The organism is Novosphingobium sp. NBM11, from assembly GCF_015390225.1.
GTDB lineage: Bacteria > Pseudomonadota > Alphaproteobacteria > Sphingomonadales > Sphingomonadaceae > Novosphingobium.
Genome location: NZ_VUOG01000001.1, coordinates 2,653,102 through 2,670,796, shown reverse-complemented (window position 1 = coordinate 2,670,796; position 17,695 = coordinate 2,653,102). Strand labels below are relative to the sequence as shown.

Annotated in this window: 14 protein-coding genes; 10 read left to right on the top strand and 4 right to left on the bottom strand. The window is 59.4% G+C overall.

What is annotated here, in order from left to right; all coding sequences use genetic code 11:
- The first annotated feature begins 399 nt into the window (after window positions 1-399).
- From F1640_RS12860 to F1640_RS12815, 10 genes are all read left to right on the top strand, one after another.
- The gene (locus F1640_RS12860; protein WP_309229318.1) at window positions 400-810 is read left to right on the top strand and encodes a DUF3576 domain-containing protein; all 411 of its coding nucleotides are present in this window, start codon (window positions 400-402) and stop codon (window positions 808-810) included.
- Window positions 811-894: 84 nt separating this feature from the next.
- The gene (leuS, locus tag F1640_RS12855) at window positions 895-3,423 is read left to right on the top strand and encodes a leucine--tRNA ligase (protein ID WP_194919562.1); all 2,529 of its coding nucleotides are present in this window, start codon (window positions 895-897) and stop codon (window positions 3,421-3,423) included.
- Between the two features lies 1 nt (window position 3,424).
- Entirely contained in the window at window positions 3,425-3,931 is a 507-nt protein-coding gene (gene lptE / locus F1640_RS12850; protein WP_255530359.1) for an LPS assembly lipoprotein LptE, read from the top strand.
- 37 nt (window positions 3,932-3,968) lie between these two features.
- Complete coding sequence (holA, locus tag F1640_RS12845) at window positions 3,969-4,991, top strand: DNA polymerase III subunit delta (protein WP_194919561.1); 1,023 nt, start codon at window positions 3,969-3,971, stop codon at window positions 4,989-4,991.
- Between the two features lie 244 nt (window positions 4,992-5,235).
- A complete protein-coding gene (locus tag F1640_RS12840) occupies window positions 5,236-5,646 on the top strand; it encodes a DUF4214 domain-containing protein (protein WP_194919560.1) in 411 nt (136 codons plus the stop codon).
- The gene (locus F1640_RS12835; RefSeq protein ID WP_194919559.1) at window positions 5,603-6,883 is read left to right on the top strand and encodes a glycosyltransferase; all 1,281 of its coding nucleotides are present in this window, start codon (window positions 5,603-5,605) and stop codon (window positions 6,881-6,883) included. Before F1640_RS12840 ends, F1640_RS12835 begins: the two co-directional genes overlap by 44 nt.
- Before the next feature lie 85 nt (window positions 6,884-6,968).
- Window positions 6,969-8,591, top strand: coding sequence for a glycosyltransferase family 1 protein (locus F1640_RS12830; protein WP_194919558.1), 1,623 nt, complete (start codon window positions 6,969-6,971; stop codon window positions 8,589-8,591).
- A 26-nt stretch (window positions 8,592-8,617) separates the two neighbouring features.
- Window positions 8,618-9,565: an FkbM family methyltransferase gene (locus F1640_RS12825; protein WP_194919557.1), complete on the top strand. Its 948-nt coding sequence runs from the start codon at window positions 8,618-8,620 to the stop codon at window positions 9,563-9,565.
- A gap of 29 nt (window positions 9,566-9,594) precedes the next feature.
- Window positions 9,595-10,212, top strand: a complete 618-nt coding sequence (locus tag F1640_RS12820; protein ID WP_194919556.1) for a methyltransferase — start codon at window positions 9,595-9,597, stop codon at window positions 10,210-10,212.
- Between the two features lie 77 nt (window positions 10,213-10,289).
- Window positions 10,290-11,639 (top strand): IS1380 family transposase, encoded by a 1,350-nt coding sequence (locus tag F1640_RS12815; RefSeq protein ID WP_194917264.1) that lies wholly within the window; start codon window positions 10,290-10,292, stop codon window positions 11,637-11,639.
- Between the two features lie 740 nt (window positions 11,640-12,379).
- Here F1640_RS12815 and F1640_RS12810 read toward each other — a convergent pair.
- The 4 genes from F1640_RS12810 to gmd all read right to left on the bottom strand — a co-directional run bounded on the left by F1640_RS12810 (window position 12,380) and on the right by gmd (window position 17,674).
- The gene (locus tag F1640_RS12810; protein WP_194919555.1) at window positions 12,380-15,004 is read right to left on the bottom strand and encodes a glycosyltransferase; all 2,625 of its coding nucleotides are present in this window, start codon (window positions 15,002-15,004) and stop codon (window positions 12,380-12,382) included.
- Entirely contained in the window at window positions 15,001-15,615 is a 615-nt protein-coding gene (locus F1640_RS12805) for a DUF4214 domain-containing protein (protein WP_194919554.1), read from the bottom strand. The genes F1640_RS12810 and F1640_RS12805 overlap by 4 nt, the downstream gene beginning before the upstream one ends.
- Before the next feature lie 114 nt (window positions 15,616-15,729).
- A complete protein-coding gene (locus F1640_RS12800; RefSeq protein ID WP_194919553.1) occupies window positions 15,730-16,650 on the bottom strand; it encodes an NAD(P)-dependent oxidoreductase in 921 nt (306 codons plus the stop codon).
- The gene (gmd, locus tag F1640_RS12795; protein ID WP_194919552.1) at window positions 16,640-17,674 is read right to left on the bottom strand and encodes a GDP-mannose 4,6-dehydratase; all 1,035 of its coding nucleotides are present in this window, start codon (window positions 17,672-17,674) and stop codon (window positions 16,640-16,642) included. Before gmd ends, F1640_RS12800 begins: the two co-directional genes overlap by 11 nt.
- Window positions 17,675-17,695: the final 21 nt, after the last annotated feature.

Here is a 17,695-nt window from a genome sequence, read left to right as displayed (position 1 = left end):
TAGAGCCCCCTTTCACGCGGAATATGTGATTCTCGTGACAAAGGCGATCTCTTTGTTTGTCCTTATAACCATTATGGCCGGAAGGCGAGTCTCCATGTGGGTGCGGCACCGCTTGTTGGCAAGCTGTTGCACGATGTCCACAACCCCCATGGCATTCAGGACCGGTTCACGCCGCGCGCCTGCTATGTGGACTCTTGTTTCATCGCGCTTGCGGCCCGCGGCGCCGGGGTGATAGAGGCCCCGGACCGGCGTGCCGCAAGCGCGCTTCATATCAGGACCGGAAGGATGCGCCAGCCGCCTCCTTCCCGCCAGCAAGGACGAAGTGTAGTGACCGTCAGCGCCTCTGGATTCCGCCGTGCCAAACACCTCGCGTCCGGTCGCGTCCTTGTCACATGCGCCGTGCTCGGCACGCTGGCGCTGGGGCTGTCCGCCTGCGGTCACAAGAAGCAGCGCCCCCGGCTGGACCTGGCCGCCAGCAAGGTGACGACGATCGGCGTCAACGCCTATCTGTGGCGCGCCAGCCTTGAAACGCTCTCGTTCATGCCGCTGCTGCAGACCGACAGCAACGGCGGTGTGATCGTCACCGACTGGTACGCCAATCCGAAGAACCCGGGTGAGCGCGTCAAAGTCACCGTGTCGATCCTCGATCAGGACCTGCGCGCCGATGCGCTGCGCGTCGCCGCCAGCCGCCAGGTCTCGCAGAACGGCCAGTGGGTCGATGCGCCGGTGCAGGCCGCCACCGTGCAGAAGCTAGAAGACGTGATCCTGACCAAGGCGCGCGACCTGCGCCGCCAGACGATCAAGGGCTGAACCGGCGAATAGAGGGCCGGCGGAGCCCTCCCGCAGGCAGAGACCGCCTTGCACGCGCGCGCCGCGCTCCCTAGAGGAGCGGGCATGACTGCAGACCGTTTCGATCCTTCTTCCGCCGATATCCGCTGGCAGCGCGTCTGGGACGAGCGCGAGAGCTTCCGCGCCGACGACGCGAGCGCCAAGCCGCGCAGCTACGTGCTGGAAATGTTCCCCTATCCTTCGGGGCGCATCCATATCGGCCACGTCCGCAATTACACGATGGGCGACGTGCTGGCCCGCTACAAGCGGATGAAGGGCTTCGAGGTGCTGCACCCGATGGGCTGGGACGCCTTCGGGATGCCGGCCGAAAACGCCGCCATGGAAAAGGGCGTCCACCCCGGCGGCTGGACGCGCGACAACATCGCCAACATGAAGGCGCAGCTGAAGCGCCTGGGCTTCGCGCTCGACTGGAGCCGCGAGATCGCGACCTGCGAGCCGGAATATTACGGCCACGAACAGGCCCTGTTCCTCGACCTATACGAAGGCGGGCTGGTCTATCGCAAGGAATCGGCGGTCAACTGGGACCCGGTCGACCAGACCGTGCTGGCCAACGAACAGGTAATCGACGGGCGCGGCTGGCGTTCGGGCGCGCTGGTGGAAAAGCGCAAGCTGAACCAGTGGTTCCTCAAGATCACCGATTTCGCCGAGGAACTGCTGGAAGGCTTGGGCACGCTGGAAAACTGGCCGGAAAAGGTCCGGCTGATGCAGGAAAACTGGATCGGCAAGAGCCAGGGCCTGCAATTCGCCTTCACGCTTTCCACCGGCGAAAAGCTGGACGTCTATACCACGCGCCCGGACACGATCTTCGGCGCGAGCTTCGTCGCGGTCGCCGCCGATCACCCCGTGGCGCAGTTCATCGCCGCCGGCAACACCGCCGCGCAGGACTTCATCGCGCTGTGCAAGCAGGGCGGCACCACCGCCGCCGAACTGGAAACGGCGGAGAAGCTGGGCTTCGACACCGGCATCACCGCGAAGCACCCGTTCACCGGCGCGGACCTGCCGGTCTTCATCGCCAACTTCGTGCTGATGGACTACGGCACCGGTGCGATCATGGCCGTGCCGGGGCATGACCAGCGCGACTTCGATTTCGCCACCAAGTATGGCCTGCCGATCCTGCGCGTCGTCGCGGCGGACGCGGCCGATGCCGGCAAGCCCTTCGCGGGCGAGGCCGAAGCCGGCGACGGCGTGCTGGTGAACTCCGGCTTCCTCGATGGCATGGCCGTGGCCGACGCCAAGGCCGCCGTGATCGCCCGCGCCGAAAGCGAAGGGTGGGGGGAAGGCAAGACAGTGTGGCGCCTGCGCGACTGGGGCGTCAGCCGCCAGCGCTACTGGGGCACGCCGATCCCATTCATCCACTGCGAGGTCTGCGGCGTGGTGCCGGTGCCCAAGAAGCACCTGCCCGTCACGCTGCCCGAGGACGTCGATTTCCAGACGCCGGGCAACCCGCTGGTCCGCCATCCCACCTGGAAGCACGTCGATTGCCCGCAATGCGGCAAGCCCGCCCGGCGCGAGACCGATACGCTCGATACCTTCGTCGATTCGTCGTGGTACTTCCTGCGCTTCGCCAGCCAGCCGGCCGATCGTCCGTTCGATCCCGAACAGATCCGCCAGTGGATGCCGGTGGAACAGTATATCGGCGGGATCGAGCACGCGATCCTGCACCTGCTCTACGCCCGCTTCTGGACGCGCGCGCTGGCGCGGATCGGCAAGCTGGACGTGAAGGAGCCCTTCGCCAGCCTGTTCACGCAGGGCATGGTGACGCACGAGACCTATTACATTTTTCCATCATGGCACTCTGAGGATCGAAAGATCTGGTTGTCCCCACAGGAAGTAGAACGACGGGAAGATGGCCTTTATCTAAAGGGAATGGACGTTCGCGTAGAGATTGGCCGTGTTGAAAAAATGTCGAAGTCGAAGAAGAACGTCGTCGATCCCGATGAGATCGTCAGCCAGTACGGCGCCGACGCGATTCGCTGGTTCATGCTGTCCGACAGCCCGCCCGAGCGTGACCTGCCGTGGTCCGAAGCCGGCATCGAGGGCTGCGCGCGCTTCGTCCAGCGGCTGTGGCGCCTGTTCGCGCAATACGACACTTCGGCCACCGGCGAGGACAAGGCCGTCGACCGCAAGGCGCACCAGACCGTGCAGGCCGTGGCGCAAGACATCGAGGCGCTGGGCTTCAACAAGGCCGTGGCGCGCATCTACGAACTGACCGGCGCGATCGAGAAGGCCGCGCCTTCCGCCAGCCGCTCCGCCGCGATCCGCGCGCTGCTGCTGCTGGTGGCGCCGATGATGCCCCACCTGGCCGAGGAAGCCTTCGCGCGCTTCGGCGAAGGGCTGGTGGCCGATGCAGCCTGGCCCGCCGTCGATCCGGCGCTGCTGGTCGATGACGAGGTGACCGTGGCGGTGCAGGTCAAGGGCAAGCTGCGCGATACGCTGACCGTGGCCAAGGGCACCGCGCGCGAGGAGCTGGAACGCCTTGCCCTGGCCAGCGACAAGGTGCAGCGTGCGCTGGACGGGGCGGAAGTGAAGAAGGTGATCGTGGTGCCCGATCGGCTGGTGAACCTTGTCGCGTAACATGCCTCCCCTCCCCCGGCTGCTGGCCAGCGTGCTGCTGACGGCGATGCTGGCCGGGTGCGGCGGGCTCAGCCCGATGTACGCCGGGGGCGGCAACGGCACCGTGGCGCGCGCGCTGAGCGGGGTGGAAGTGCCCTCGATCCAGGGCCAGTCCGGCTGGCTGGTGCGCAACGCGCTGGTCGACCGGCTGGGCGCGGGCGGCGGCAAGGACGGCGCGCGCTACCGGCTCGACGTAAGGCTGGACGAGCGCCTGCAGGGCCTCGGCATCCTTTCCGACGACACCGTCACCCGCGAACGCCGCACGCTGCGCGCGCGCTTCCAGCTGGTCGATCTCGCCAGCGGCGATGTCGTGCTGGACGCGACCGCCGGCGCCGATGCTGGGCTGGACGTGGTCTCCAGCGAATACGCGGTGATCGCGGCGGAACAGACCGCGCTCGAAAACCTTTCGCGCGAGGTGGCCGACCAGATCGTCACCCGCGTCGCGGTCAAGCTGCGTAAGCCGCAATGATCCGCGCCGCGCAGGCCGCCGGACCGGGCTGCCGGCCGTGAAAGCCACGCAGAAGAACTTCGCCGGCACCGCCGCCCGCGCCGCGCGCGAATGCCGCGTATTCTATTTCTGCGGCCCCGACGAAGCCGGCGCGGGCGATGCCGCGCAGAAGATCGCCGGATTGCTGGGCGAGGCCGAGCGCGTGGAAATTTCCGGATCGGAGCTGAAGCGCGATCCGGTGAAACTGGCTGACGAGGCGCGTTCGGTCTCGCTGTTCGGCGACAAGCGGCAGATTCATGTGCGGACCGCCGGAGACGAGGCGTTCGACGCGGTGGAAACGCTCCTCGCCAGCCCGGTGGACGGCTGGCCGGTGCTGATCGTCGCCAGCTCCGCCACCGACAAGTCGCGCGTGGCCAAGCTGCTGGGCGACCGGCCCGATGCGCTGGTGGCGATGTTCCATCCGCCCGACGTCAAATCGGTGACCGAGGCCGTCCGCGTCATGGCCGACGCCGCCGGCGTGCGCCTGACCGGGGAACTGGCCGAACGCATCGCGCGTGGCACGGGGCTCGACACGCGCATGGCGCGCAGCGAGATCGAAAAGCTCGCGCTCTACCTCGACGCCAGCCCCCAGGCCCCGCGCACCTCCGACGCCGCCGCGTTCGACGCGATCGGCGCGGTGAACGAGGACGATGGCTTCATGCCGCTGGTCAACGCCGTGCTGGGCGGCGATGCCGCGCGCCTGCCGGGCGAACTGGCGCGGATGCGCGAACTGGCGCTCAATCCGGTCGGCCTGCTGCTCGCCTTCGAACGGCGCGCGGTGCAACTGGCAGACCTCGCCGGCAGGCTCGGTCCCCGCAGCGACATGAGCGCCTTCATGGAAGACGAAGTGACCTCGCGCCGCGTGTTCTTCCGCGACCGCCAGGACCTCGCCAACCAGCTCCGCCGCTGGCGCGGCCGCAAGCTCGAACGCCTCCTCGCCCGCCTGATCGCCCTGCACCGCACCCTGCTGGGCGACAGCCAGAACAGCGAACTGGCGCTGGCCCAGGGCCTGGCGGAGATCGCCCGAGCGGCGGGGCGGTAGGGGCAAAAGGCATGAAATGCCCGACGCGACAAGAAACTAGTTTTTAATCAGTTGCTTCTCTGAAATTCTGCGCTTTAATCCCCTTCCAACCAACGCGTTGCGATCTTCGTCGCGGTCGATCGCGCCCCCTTCTCGATTGGGATCTCATCCATCCGACGGCCAATTGCCCATGACGTTTGCGATTGCCGCATGTACGTAGTAGGAAAATTCCAACCTGGGGTCATCAAGTGGGAATTCCAAGCGAATGGTGAGTGAACAGGGCCGCGTTGCAACGCAATCTGCCAACGCGGATTGCATTCATGTTTCGCATTTCTTTGATTTCCACGACGAGGAATTCCTGAACGAAGTTTACGCCAAGCTTCTTGGCCGACAGCCCGATCCATCTGGTTTGGCGACGTATTTGCCAATGATCCGCTCTGGCGAGACGCGCTATCGCGTGATCGAGGCCATTTCGCGTTCGCCCGAAGCGGGCGAGAAAGGCGTCCGGGTTTTTGGCATGAAGTCCTATCGCCGGATGCGCAAGATTAGCAGAATCCCAATTATCGGGCGATTGACGGCGGGCTTCATGCTGTTCTGGAATGCGCAAGATATGTTGCGGGATCTGCGTGCGCTTGAAAACCATGTCTACCGTGTCTCAAAAAAGTCAGGTCTATAAGGCCTTTATTCAAAAATTAAATTTTGATGAGGAAATCGTGAAGATATTGTGCCTGAGCACGTACCCGGTTGAAGAGCCCATGCACGGTGGACAGCACCGTTTACGCAACATCATCGACTTGCTGGCTGAAGTTGGGCACGAAGTTTATTCGGTGGGCGTTCTTGGCAGCCCTACTTATCCATCTTCGCCTTATTTTTTGGAATATCCTGGGCGAGAGACTTTATCATCTATGGTAGAGTATTTAGATTTGATGGAAGATTTCGCCATAAGCGAATTATTTTCTAAGAATGATACCTTTTTTAAAAGACTTGCAAATTTAATCCCCAAAACTCCTGACGTAATTTATTGTGAGCAACCATGGTTGTTTTCCTTTGCAAAGAAATATGCTCAAAAATTTTCACATACCCCACCTTCCTTAATTTATGGATCTGCAAATATAGAGCATAATCTGAAATACGGAATAATAAATTCCTATTTTGGGGAAGATAGAGCAATTTATTGCTCTGAGATGGTTAGAAATTGTGAAGTGTATGCATCAAAAAATGCCGATTTGGTATTTTCCGTATCTAAAAGCGATATAATTTGGCTATCTGAGTTTTCTAAGAGAGAACCAATATTGGCACCAAATGGTGTGATAGATCGCATTGCCGGTATGACTGATATTATGGCCGCAAACACCATCACGCAAGGGCGCCAATTTGCTTTGTACTGCGCCAGCGCACATCCGCCGAATATGGACGGCTTCTTTGAGATGTTTGGCTACGGCGTAGGTTGCTTTCCGCCGAACTCCCTTATGGTGGTAGCTGGCGGTGCCGGGCAAAACATTCTTCATGACCCCAAATTTGCGCATGTTGGCGGCATGCATAAAGTCTACGCCGATGCTGGACGTGTAAGCGAAAGTGTTTTGCGCGGCTTACTGGCAACCGCCCATCAAATAGTTCTGCCGATCACCTATGGAGGTGGGACAAATTTGAAAGCGGCAGAGGCGATATGGGCAGGGTGTCATGTCGTTGCAACAACAAAGGCCATGCAGGGGTTTGAAGAGTTCTCAAACGTGCGGGGCATGGTGATCTCGGACAGCCCGGAAGGGTTTTGCGCCGCAATAAGGGAGAATTTTTTGCGGCCTAGAATGCACCTGTCGACCGAGGAGCGAGATGCGCGACGTGGGGTGTTGTGGGAGAAGGCGTTGGCAAGCCTTGTGGGCAGCATCGGGGGGGGGGGGAGCCGGTATGATTGAAACAAACGTCGGGCGTCTCCCTACTATTTGGATGAATGTAACAACCAGCGCAACCTGGACCCGTCCGGCGGTTGGGATCGTGCGCGTGGAACAGGAAATTTGCCGCGAACTGGAAAGGTTTTACGGTTCCCGATTTCAGAAATGCATCTTTGAAAACGGTGAGTTCGTTCCTCACGGCAGTTCAGATTCCTTCAGCGCCCCGAAGGGGCTAGTTTGGCCGGATTCGTCCCGAATTTTTCCTCGCACATCATCCTTTGATACTGTTTTCGGAAACCGGAAACGATTTTCCTCTTCAGGTTCTGACTCTCGCGCTAGCAATATTTTGATTGCTTCAGAACAAAAAGATGCAGTCAGTCACGATTTTATGAAACATGGCGACGTTCTCATTTCTTTGGGTCTTGATTGGGATTATCCATATTTAGATAAGTTTTACGAATTAAAAAAATCACTAGGTATAAGGGTCATATCTTGCTGCTATGACCTTATACCAATTTTGTATCCACAGTATTGTGTCGGACATGTTGCCGCAGGATTTAAGGAATATTTTGGAAAATTATCGTGGTCATCTTCGACAATGTTATGTATATCGCAGCAAAGTCGTAGCGATTACCGCAAACTTGTAAGGCAAATTGGTGCGCCCGAGATCCCAAGCGTGGTCATACCATTGGGAGACAACGTTCCAGATGCAAAAGGCATTGTTGGGCCGGAAATCCAGCGCTTAAAGGAAAAGCCTTATATCCTATTCGTATCCACTATCGAGCGGCGTAAAAATCACGAAGTTCTGTATCGTGCATACCATCTTCTTGCCAAGGACGGGCACGGGAAAAATCTGCCGAAGCTAGTCTTTGTCGGCATGCCTGGGTGGGGCGTGGGCGATTTGCTGAAAGACATTGAACTCGACCCTTTGATAGAAGGTCGTATCGTACAACTGAACCACGTAACCGATGCAGAGCTGAGTTTCCTTTATCGCAATGCAAAATTCATGGTTTATCCTTCGCTTTACGAAGGATGGGGCTTGCCTGTGGGCGAGGCGCTAGCATGCGGCAAAGCCGTTGTAGCGTCGGCGCGGGGCTCAATACCTGAAGTGGGTGGCGATCTTGTTGTCTATGTGGATCCGTGGAATGCGCAGGCATGGGCGGATGAAATCCTGCGGCTGGTAGAGCATCCCGAACAGTTGGAGGCCCTGGAGAATGCCATATCGTCCGGGTACAAACCGAGAGTGTGGGCTGATACCGCGAAAGCAGTGATGGCTGCGGTAGATGCTCTTGGCCCAGCGCCACGGTGTTCGCTAGATCTTCTTCCCGGCTATGACATGCGGACGCTGGTTGGCGCGCCGTGCGCTGGCGCCATGCGGTCGCTCGGGCAAAAGGGAGTCTTGACGTTCGGCCCCTATTGGCCGTTATCTCCAGGAAAGTATGACATTGAAATCGATGTCGTAAAGATTGGTGGCGCTGCGGGCGATTTGTCCGTGAGAGTCTGTCATCAGCAAGGCACCAAGGAGATAGCGGCTTCGCGGCTGAGTTTTGACCGGGGTGAGCTTTTTGATGGCGCAATCAGCCTGTCGATCAATATAAAAGAGAGATTGAAGGATTTTGAGATCGTTACGGAAATTACCGAGGGATTACTGGTATCCATCAATGCGATCCGCGTGGTTGAGTTGGAGGATAAGGCTCAGGGCATTTCCTCCAGCGATCGTCAATATGCTTGAATTTTATCGCATTTCATAAGGTAACGATGATGAATACGACTGTATCGGCTCGGGCAAATGCTGCAGTTGAAGCTCGAAGTGTTCTAGGTGAAGATTTTTTTGGAGGGTGGGAGCCTTCCGATATCGGGCTTTTCGAACGCTATGTGCAGCATTCATCACCAGCACCTGGGAAAATCACGGACTTTCTGGGTATAAGGACAAGTTCGTTTTTGCATCCCTGGGCGCAGCACTACGACAATGTCGTGCTTGGCCAGATTCCCCTCCCTGACGATTCATTGCGGGCGGAGGCCATAGAATACTACGCAACGCTGCATAGCCTCGAACTGGCCGCTGCGGATACGTTCAAGATGGCCGAACTGGGCGCGTCCTACGCTCCCTGGACCTGCCTTGGCGCCGTGCTAGCCAGACGATCCGGTCGAACCAATACGCGATTCGTGGCCGTGGAAGCCAGCAGCTATCTTTATGAATTGATACCGCTGCATCTGGCTGAAAACGCTGTGGATGTAGCGAGTGCCAATGTGCAGCTTATAAAGGGCGCCGTGGGGACTCAAAAAGGCGTTTTATATTTTCCAAAGGTTAGAAATCCTATGGAAAATGGCGGACAGGCTGCCGATGCAAACTTGACGGTGGACTATCTGGGGCGTGAGATTGAGCATGAGGAAGTAATCTCTCACCCATTGATCGATATTCTGGGGGATGACATCTGGGATCTTGTGCTCATTGATGTGCAAGGCGTTGAGTACGATGTGCTTTCTGCGGGGATTGACACGTTGAACCGCAATGTTAGAGCTATTTTCATAGGAACGCACTCCCGAAAAATAGAAGGTCAGTTGATTGACCTGCTTCACGCCCATGGATGGATATTAGAGAGAGAGCGACCCACTAAGTTCAGTTATGTGCGAGAGCGCCCTGACGCGGTAGGCTGGACTACGCGCGATGGTGGGCAGTACTGGCGTAATTCGATGAAATTGTAGAATTATCGTTCGCTAAAGGATTTTCTGCTGTGATCAATGACCTTCCGAAGAAAATAAACATTGGATGCGGCTTTGATAAGAGACCTGGCTTTTTAAATGTCGACATGGATCCGAATTGTAAACCTGACCTCCTAATAACAGATAATAATTTCAGCCAACTTCCGAGAAAGTTTTTCAATCACCTCATTGCCTATGATGTTCTGGAACATATTCACCGAAGCGAGACTGTAAATGCGCTGCTTGAGTGGTCGGATCTTATGACCATAGGAGCGCATATTGAGGTCGAAACGTCCAACGTATTGGCTATCGTTGATTTGATGCGCGAAGATCAAAGTTTTTTAAACCATTGGAAATGCTCGATATTCATGTATGGCAATCAAGCTCACGATGGCGACTATCATCACACTGGCTTCACTGAAGTAACTTTGCGTACATATTTAGCCGCAGCCGGATTTCAGGTTGACGAATTGATTCATCATCTTGACTGGATCATTCTCGTGCACGGCAGAAAGGTTGAGGATTGGAGTGCGCTAGCGGATCAGTCGTCGGATATTTCCGATCACGATTTTGTTGTAGCAGCATATGAACAGGCCCTAGCCCGGCTTATTCACCGCGTTGGGCCGAGAGGGTTGGCGGGAGTGGCATAAGCCTCTGATCTGAATTAGGAACTGGGTGTCTAAGCCGAACCTGCCGCAGGGCAGAAGATGCCACAGGCCACCCCGCCATGACCGACGATACTGCAAACCCATTCCGATTCCCAGCAGTGCGCAGCCGGAAAGTCACAGCCGCCTTTGATGGTGGTCGGCTGACCTCGGACGGCGGCGTCCTGCTACTGGCACAGGCTGAGCGCGCGATGGGCATCTGCCGTCGGCTTGCCGCTTGCATAGCCGACCCGCGTGACCCTGGCCGGGTGATCCATGCGCTGCCCGACATCCTGCGCGCCCGGGTGTTCGCGATCGCTTGCGGATACGAGGATGCCGACGATCTCGACGCCCTTCGCGACGATCCCGGCTTCCGCCTGGCGCTGGGCAAGCTGCCGGGCTCCGGTGCCGGGCTTGCGAGCCAACCCACGATGAGCCGCTGGGAGAACGCGCCGACCACGCGCGAACTGGCGAAGTTGATGGCCGCCATGATCGATATCTACTGCGCCAGCTATCCCACTTCGCCGGCGGCGGTGACGTTGGATATCGATGACACCTGCGATGTCGTCCACGGCTATCAGCAGCTCTCGTTCTGGAACGGGCACCATGGCGAGCGCTGCTTCCTGCCGATCCACGTCTACGACACCGCCAGTGGCCGGCCGGTGGCGATGCTGCTTCGCACCGGCAAGACGCCATCTGGCGCCGAAGCTGCTGGCCACATCCGGCGTCTGGTGCGTCACATCCGCCGGCACTGGCCCGATACCCACCTCACCATCCGCGGTGACGGGCACTATGGCCGCCCCGAGGTCATGGCGTTCTGCGAGGCGTACGGCATCGATTACGTGTTCGGCCTGCCAACCAACGCTGCGCTGCGGGCCGATCCCGCCATCGTCGCCGTCGCCGATACCTGCGCGGTCAAGCGGGCCGAGGAGCAGCGTGTGATCCTGCGAAACTATGCCGAGACCCGCTACGGCGCCAAAAGCTGGAAGGGCCAGCGCCGCGTCGTCGCCCGGATCGAGGCCAGCACGCTGGGCATGGACATCCGCTATGTCGTCACTTCGCTGACCCAAGGCTCGGCCGAGCACATCTACGACACGCTCTACTGTGCCCGCGGCCAGGCCGAAAACCTGATCAAGCGGCACAAGACCCAGCTCGCCAGCGATCGCACCTCGTGCCGCTCGGCCAATGCCAACCAGATGCGCCTCATTCTGCACACCGCCGCCTACTGGCTCCTGTGGCGGATCCAGCAAGAAATCCCAAAATCTGCCGCGCTTGCCGTCGCCGAGTTCGCAACGATCCGCCTCCGGTTGCTCAAGGTCGCCGCCCGCGTCATTGAATCCGCAACGCGCATCCGCATCGCCTTCGCGTCAGCATGCCCCGATGCCGCCACGTTCAAGGCCGTCGCCACCAACCTTCGGCCTGCTCCTACATAGCCCGCGCGGCCGTGCCGCCGAACCGCAAGCCCCCCTCCATTAACCCCGAAAAGCCCATCGATCCCACCGCGGTGAAAAACACCGCCAGAGGCGCTCGTCCGGATCACATCACCGAAAACGCATCGCCACCCAACAAGCCCGGAACCTCAGTCTCATGAATAGGCCGGGCTAGGTAGAGCGCCTCAGGAACCGTTTTTAAGCCTGGAAGTTAGCTGGCTCGATCAAGGCGCCATGAATCGTCGTGACATACTAAAAAAATTATACAGATCTCAGGAAAGGGCGCTTAGAGTGGCGGCGCAACTTGGATATTAAGAATACTCAAATGAAAATATTATGAATTCGGCATTATATGAAAATTAAAATATCCTCCGAAATAATTACACCTCTGCTTTAGGTGGTTCCTCAATTAAATTTCCCCACACCGGAAGATGCTCTAGAAATGTTCTATCGCAGCCGAGAACTGAGTTGCTGCGCAAGAAGTTTCCATAACCCCACGCTGATACCAACTCTGCGCGACAGCCAACCGTTCATCGCATTCCTCCAGCGCATCCATGCTCACGTAAGCATCGCCAGCCGCTGGCTCCACAACGTCGTCCTCGCACCAGCCCGACGGCACCCCCGCCAGCCCGCATGCGAACTTTCGCGAGTGGCGGAAGCGCCGGACGGAGTCGTCCAGATGGATCGGCTCCACCATCCATCCTGCAGGCGGTTCCAGCAATAGCTGCCTAAGCGAGACGAGATCACTTTCGCTGTCTTTCTCGGCGTCCCGCAGGGACGTCACGTCTACGAACAGCCGTCGGGGCCGCGGGTGAGCGGGCAAGTTTCGCGCGATCGCTGCTCCCAGCGCAGCCCAATCGCGCTGTGAATCGGCAGCAGCATTTTTTTGCCAGTTCGCGTAGCAATCCGTGCTCGCCGGCGCCGGCGCGCGCATAGAAATGCTCGATAGCCTCGTGGTAGCGGCGCGCGCACGCGCGTGGCTGGTGATTTTCCGCGATATACGCCTTGCCCTGCCGGGCGATGGCGGCCCGCTGATCAACGTCCCGCCACAAGGCTTCCAGCGCGACGGAAAGATCTATTGCGGTAAAGCCATCATCCAGCATGCAGACCGTATCACGGGGCAGTTCCGTCATTGCGCCGTGGGCGTTGACGATCGTGGCCACACCGGCGTTCATGCAATCGAGCACAGTACCGGAGGTTTCTCCGCGAGATAAAGTGCGGAGTTGCACCGCAAGGTCAGTGGCATGCAGCCAGCGCCGGAACTTGCTCTGGTCGGCCCAGCCTGTGATCTCGACGCGGCCGCCCGCCGCTGGCGATCGGGCAAGCCGTTCGAGATCGGCTGTGTAGCGGTTTCCGTCGCTTTGCCCGACGAAGACAAGGCGGCAGTGTGGGTCGCGCGCCAGGGGGCTGGCCAGCCATGCCTCCAGCAGAACGTGATTCATTTTGGTTTGGGCTATGTGACCAAAGCTGCACACGACGAAATCGTCGGGAGCGATCCCGAGGTCTTGGCGCGCGGCGGTGCGGTCCACGGCGATCGGCTGGCGCAGGTGCGGGATCAGGCGCCAGTCTTTCGCTGCGCGATCACCGTACCATGCGCGGGCTAGTTGCCTGGAATAATCGGCATGAACGATGACGCCCAGCGCATCCTGCAGCACCTGCAGGTTGCACGGATAGTTCCAGATGACCTGATCGGGATCCGCAGCCTTGAAACGCTCCACCACCGCCGGCCAGCCATGGGATGCCAGCAGCGCGCGAGGCCAAACACCCGGCAGATCACCGGCATTATCGAGATGGGCGATGATGCCGGAAAGGAAGAAGTCATGCAGCACAACCACGCCAGGTATGTCGTGCAGAAGGTCGAACATGTGCGCATGGAACTGCGAGTTGCCAAAGTGGTACAGCACGCGATCGAATTCGTTCGCACGGCGGCGGAACTGTTCGATATCGAGAATGCCACAGTTTCCCCGGATCCATGCGTTGTCGGACATCCCCTGGGGCGTGACGACGTCGATCCTGTAATGACGGGCCAGTTCAGGTAGAAGTTCAGCGCTGTAGTCGCTTATGCCGCTGGCTTGCGGTGCTACCGGCGACACGAAGGCCAAGCGAGGGCGGTTGATCACGGCACGGTAAGCTTGTGCTTGTGTGCGCTGTGCATGGGCCCGCTCAAGCGCGTCCCAAGCGCGGAGGGCAGTTCGATCCCAGCTAAACTTCCGCGCTTGCTTCAGCCCATGACGTTCCAGATTCTCTCTCAAGTCGGTGTCTGTCAGCACCTGAAGCATCTTAGCGCTTATAGCGCCAACATCAAACGGGTCGAACAGGGCGCTTTCCAAACCCACGACTTCCGGCAGTCCCGACCGATCAGCAGCAATTACCGCCCGGCCGCACTTCATCGCCTCCAAGGCAGGCAGGCCGAAACCTTCATGCCATGAAGGGAACACGAACAGCTGGCAGCTGCGATAGCAGGCCAGCAAGTCCTCTTCGGGGATGAAGCCGGTAAGGATGACATCGCCGTCTGCGAGGCCCTCGTCCCGGGCCAGTTTCAACAGTCGGACACGTTCGCTTTCCTGCACCGCGCATACGATCGCCAATTGGTGTTCCGTTCGAACGCCTTCCGGCAGGAGCGCAAAGGCCTGAATCAACCGTTCGATATTCTTGCGATGATCGATCCCGCCCGTGTACATCACGAAGGCCCGATCGAGGCCGTAGGTGCTGGCCAGACTTGCGCGAATATCCGCGCTTACAGGGGCCGGCGTGAAATGATCGTCGGCCGCAGTCGAGATGTTCACCACCTCGTCAGCCCCGGAGGCAAGCCAGGCAATCGCCTCCTGTCGAGAGGATTCCGAGATCGCAAGAAGCAGGTCCGCGTTGCGCAAGTGCGCCAGCTTGTTCTCGTACCAGCGTTCGATCAGCGGGTTGGCAAGATAGACCTGCCGATGGATCAACGGAATTAGGTCATAGAGGATGGCGGCTGTCGGTATGGCGGTGCTCAGCCGGCCGATGCTGGTAACGATGTCTTCGCTGAACCCTTCAAACAGCGAGCTCGCGATCACGAAATCGGGATCAACGCGTGCCAGCGCGCTTTCGCGCAGGAGTTCGGCGTTTTCGCGACGCGCCTGGTTGAGCGGGTCGGCAGCGTTGACGGGGCCCGGCGCGGACCATACGACGATGTTCTCCGCTGGCACGAGATCAGCAAGCACCGCGCGAACCGGCGCGATGGTTTCGGGAAGCAGGTCTCCCAGCGCGACAAATACCTCGTGTTCGCCCCGTTGCCGTGCGAGCGCCCGGGTGAGCGCCATGGCATAACGCCCTATCCCGCGTTGGCGACTAGGGCCCTGCGCGGCCTGAAGATCGATGACGATACGCATCATGCCATCCGGGATATCTGGCGTGCGCGGCCGATCACGCGTCGCGCGCCCAAGCCAAGCGTGGCGAAAGTGTCCAGGGGCACGTCGACCGGCGATGTGATGCCGGAGCGCGCGGCCCCATCATTAGGCACCGTCTTCAGCGAACCCTGGAGTAGTGCGACTTCGACCATGCGGTTGCGCAACCGCTCCGCGCGGCGATACTGGCCTATCCAACGGCGCAGCCAATGTCGTTGCGCCAGTTCGTCGGCCAACAGTTGCTCCAGTTCGAACCATGTCGTGCGCCGTGTTTGCGCCTCTCGCGAGCGTGCAACCTGCCGAATGACGCGCTTGCGGCTTTTCCCACGGGCGAGAAAGCGTAGATACGCGTCCATCCCCTGCGGATCGATCTGCCGGCCAAGGTATCGAAGATAGACCTGTTCAAGAAACGCACTGTCGCTTTGCCCCCGCAGCTCACCATCGCGCCGCTGCCGGAATTCGGCGGAAAGCGCGAGGTCGCCCAGGAACCGCGTCCTTCCCAACCCGGCGCGAAGCGATCCGCACTGCGACTTCTTTTCGGAGGAGTCGGGCGCGCGGTCGAGCATGAGTTGGTAGGCGGCGTCGACGAAATCGGGCAACGGTAGGGCAAGCAGGTCGAGAACCGAAGAGATATTGTCAGCGGGCACGGTACACGTCCTCTCTGTTGCCCTTGTTGCAGCGTCTAACTGTTTGCGGTTGGCCAAAGTCGTCGATCAGCTCTCAGCCATCGCGGCAACCACCTTGCGCAAGCTGTCATCAAGGCTGCTAAGAGGCGCCCAGCCGGTTAACTTGCGAAGGCGATCAGCATTGCCCACCACCGCAATCGTGTCGTCCGCCGAGTTGGTGCTCGCAGCAAAGCTTACGCCGCCGATCGGCTTGTCCAACACCCGAGCGACGGCCCGCACCACATCGCCGATGGAAGTTGCCCGTCCGCTTGCCACGTTGAAGGTGCGCTCCGCTGGCGCAGGCAGGCCGAGCAGTGAGAAGTAAGCCTCAACAATGTCCTCTACGTCAAGAAAGTCTCGTACACTGTCCAGCCCGGCCATTGCGATCGTGCCACCACGCGGTGCCTCGCGAACGCGGCGCACGATCGCGGGGATAACAAGGTCGGGTCTCATCCCGGCACCGATGTGATTGAAGGGCCGCGCGATAAGCGTTTCCACCGCGCCGCCCCGACCGTGGGAGCGGGCGGAACGAACGACAATCTCCTCACATAGCGCCTTCGCCATACCATATCCGCCGCGCGGATCGACTGGGCTAAACTCGGTCATTGGCTCGCGGCTGGCCGCGTAAACAAGGCAGGAACTGGCGAAAAGTATTCGGCCGGAGCGCAAATGCCGACAGAGATTCAGCGTCATCTCGACCGAGTCCAGCAACGGGGCGTAGCTGGAGAACTGCGACGGTACTGTCTCGCTCGCCAGATGGAGCACATAAGGCAGATCGCCGGGAAGCCGTGCCACGGAGGCGCGATCGAGCAGATCGGCCGAACACCAATCAACTTCGGAGGGCAGCCAATCAGGCCGGCCACCGCGCCCTGTTGCGACAACAGAGAACCGTGTACGACCTTGCGCAATGACGTGGCGTCCGACGAAGCCGGACGCCCCCGTGACCAGAAGGCCGGGCTTACTGGCCAATCGTCGCCTCAAGCTCATCGAAGTTGCGGTGATGTTTTTCGCGCTTGGCGAGTTGCAGATCGCTTTCCACCATCATCCGCGCCAGCGACGCCACATCGTGTGTCGGCTTCCAACCGAGGTCACGCTCTGTCTTGCTATAGTCGCCGAGCAGGTAGTCAACTTCGGCTGGACGATAAAAGCGCTCGTCGATCTCGACGAAATCCTGCCAGTCCAGATCTAGCGGTTCGAAAGACAGGGCCAAAAATTCGCGGATCGAAATGGCTTTGTTCGTCGCAACCACATAGTCGCCGGGCCGATCGTGCTGGAGCATGCGCCACATCGCCTCGACGTAATCGCCCGCAAAGCCCCAGTCTCGTTTGGCATCGAGATTGCCCAACGACAGCTTCTTTTGCAGGCCCAGCTTGATGCGAGCGGCCGCGAGCGTGATCTTGCGCGTGACGAACATTTCGCCGCGGCGCGGGCTCTCGTGGTTGAACAGAATACCGTTGCTGGCGAACATTCCGTAGCTTTCACGGTAGTTCACGGTTTGATAGTGGCCATAAACCTTGGCGCACGCATAAGGGCTACGCGGTTCGAAACGGGTATCTTCGCTTTGCGGGGGCTTGGCTGAGCCAAACATCTCGCTCGAACCCGCCTGGTAGAAGCGAATAGTTTGCGGAGCGTACTGCGTTGACGCACGAATTGCTTCCAAGAGCCGAAGCACACCGGTGCCGGTGGCATCACAGGTGTATTCGGGTTGATCGAAACTCACGCGCACATGGCTTTGGGCAGCGAGATTGTAAATCTCATCCGGCTGCGTCAGGTCGATCAACCGCCGTAGCGAATTGGCATCCGACAAGTCGCCATAGTGCAGCGAGAAGCGGTCTTCGCTCTGTTCTTCGAGCAAGTGATCAATGCGCCACGTATTGACCGTACTAGATCGACGGATCATGCCATGAACCTGATAGCCCTTCTCGAGAAGGAGTTCAGCGAGATAGCTACCATCCTGCCCGGTTACCCCGGTGATTAGGGCAGTTTTTTTCATTAAAACACTCCAAGGAAATCA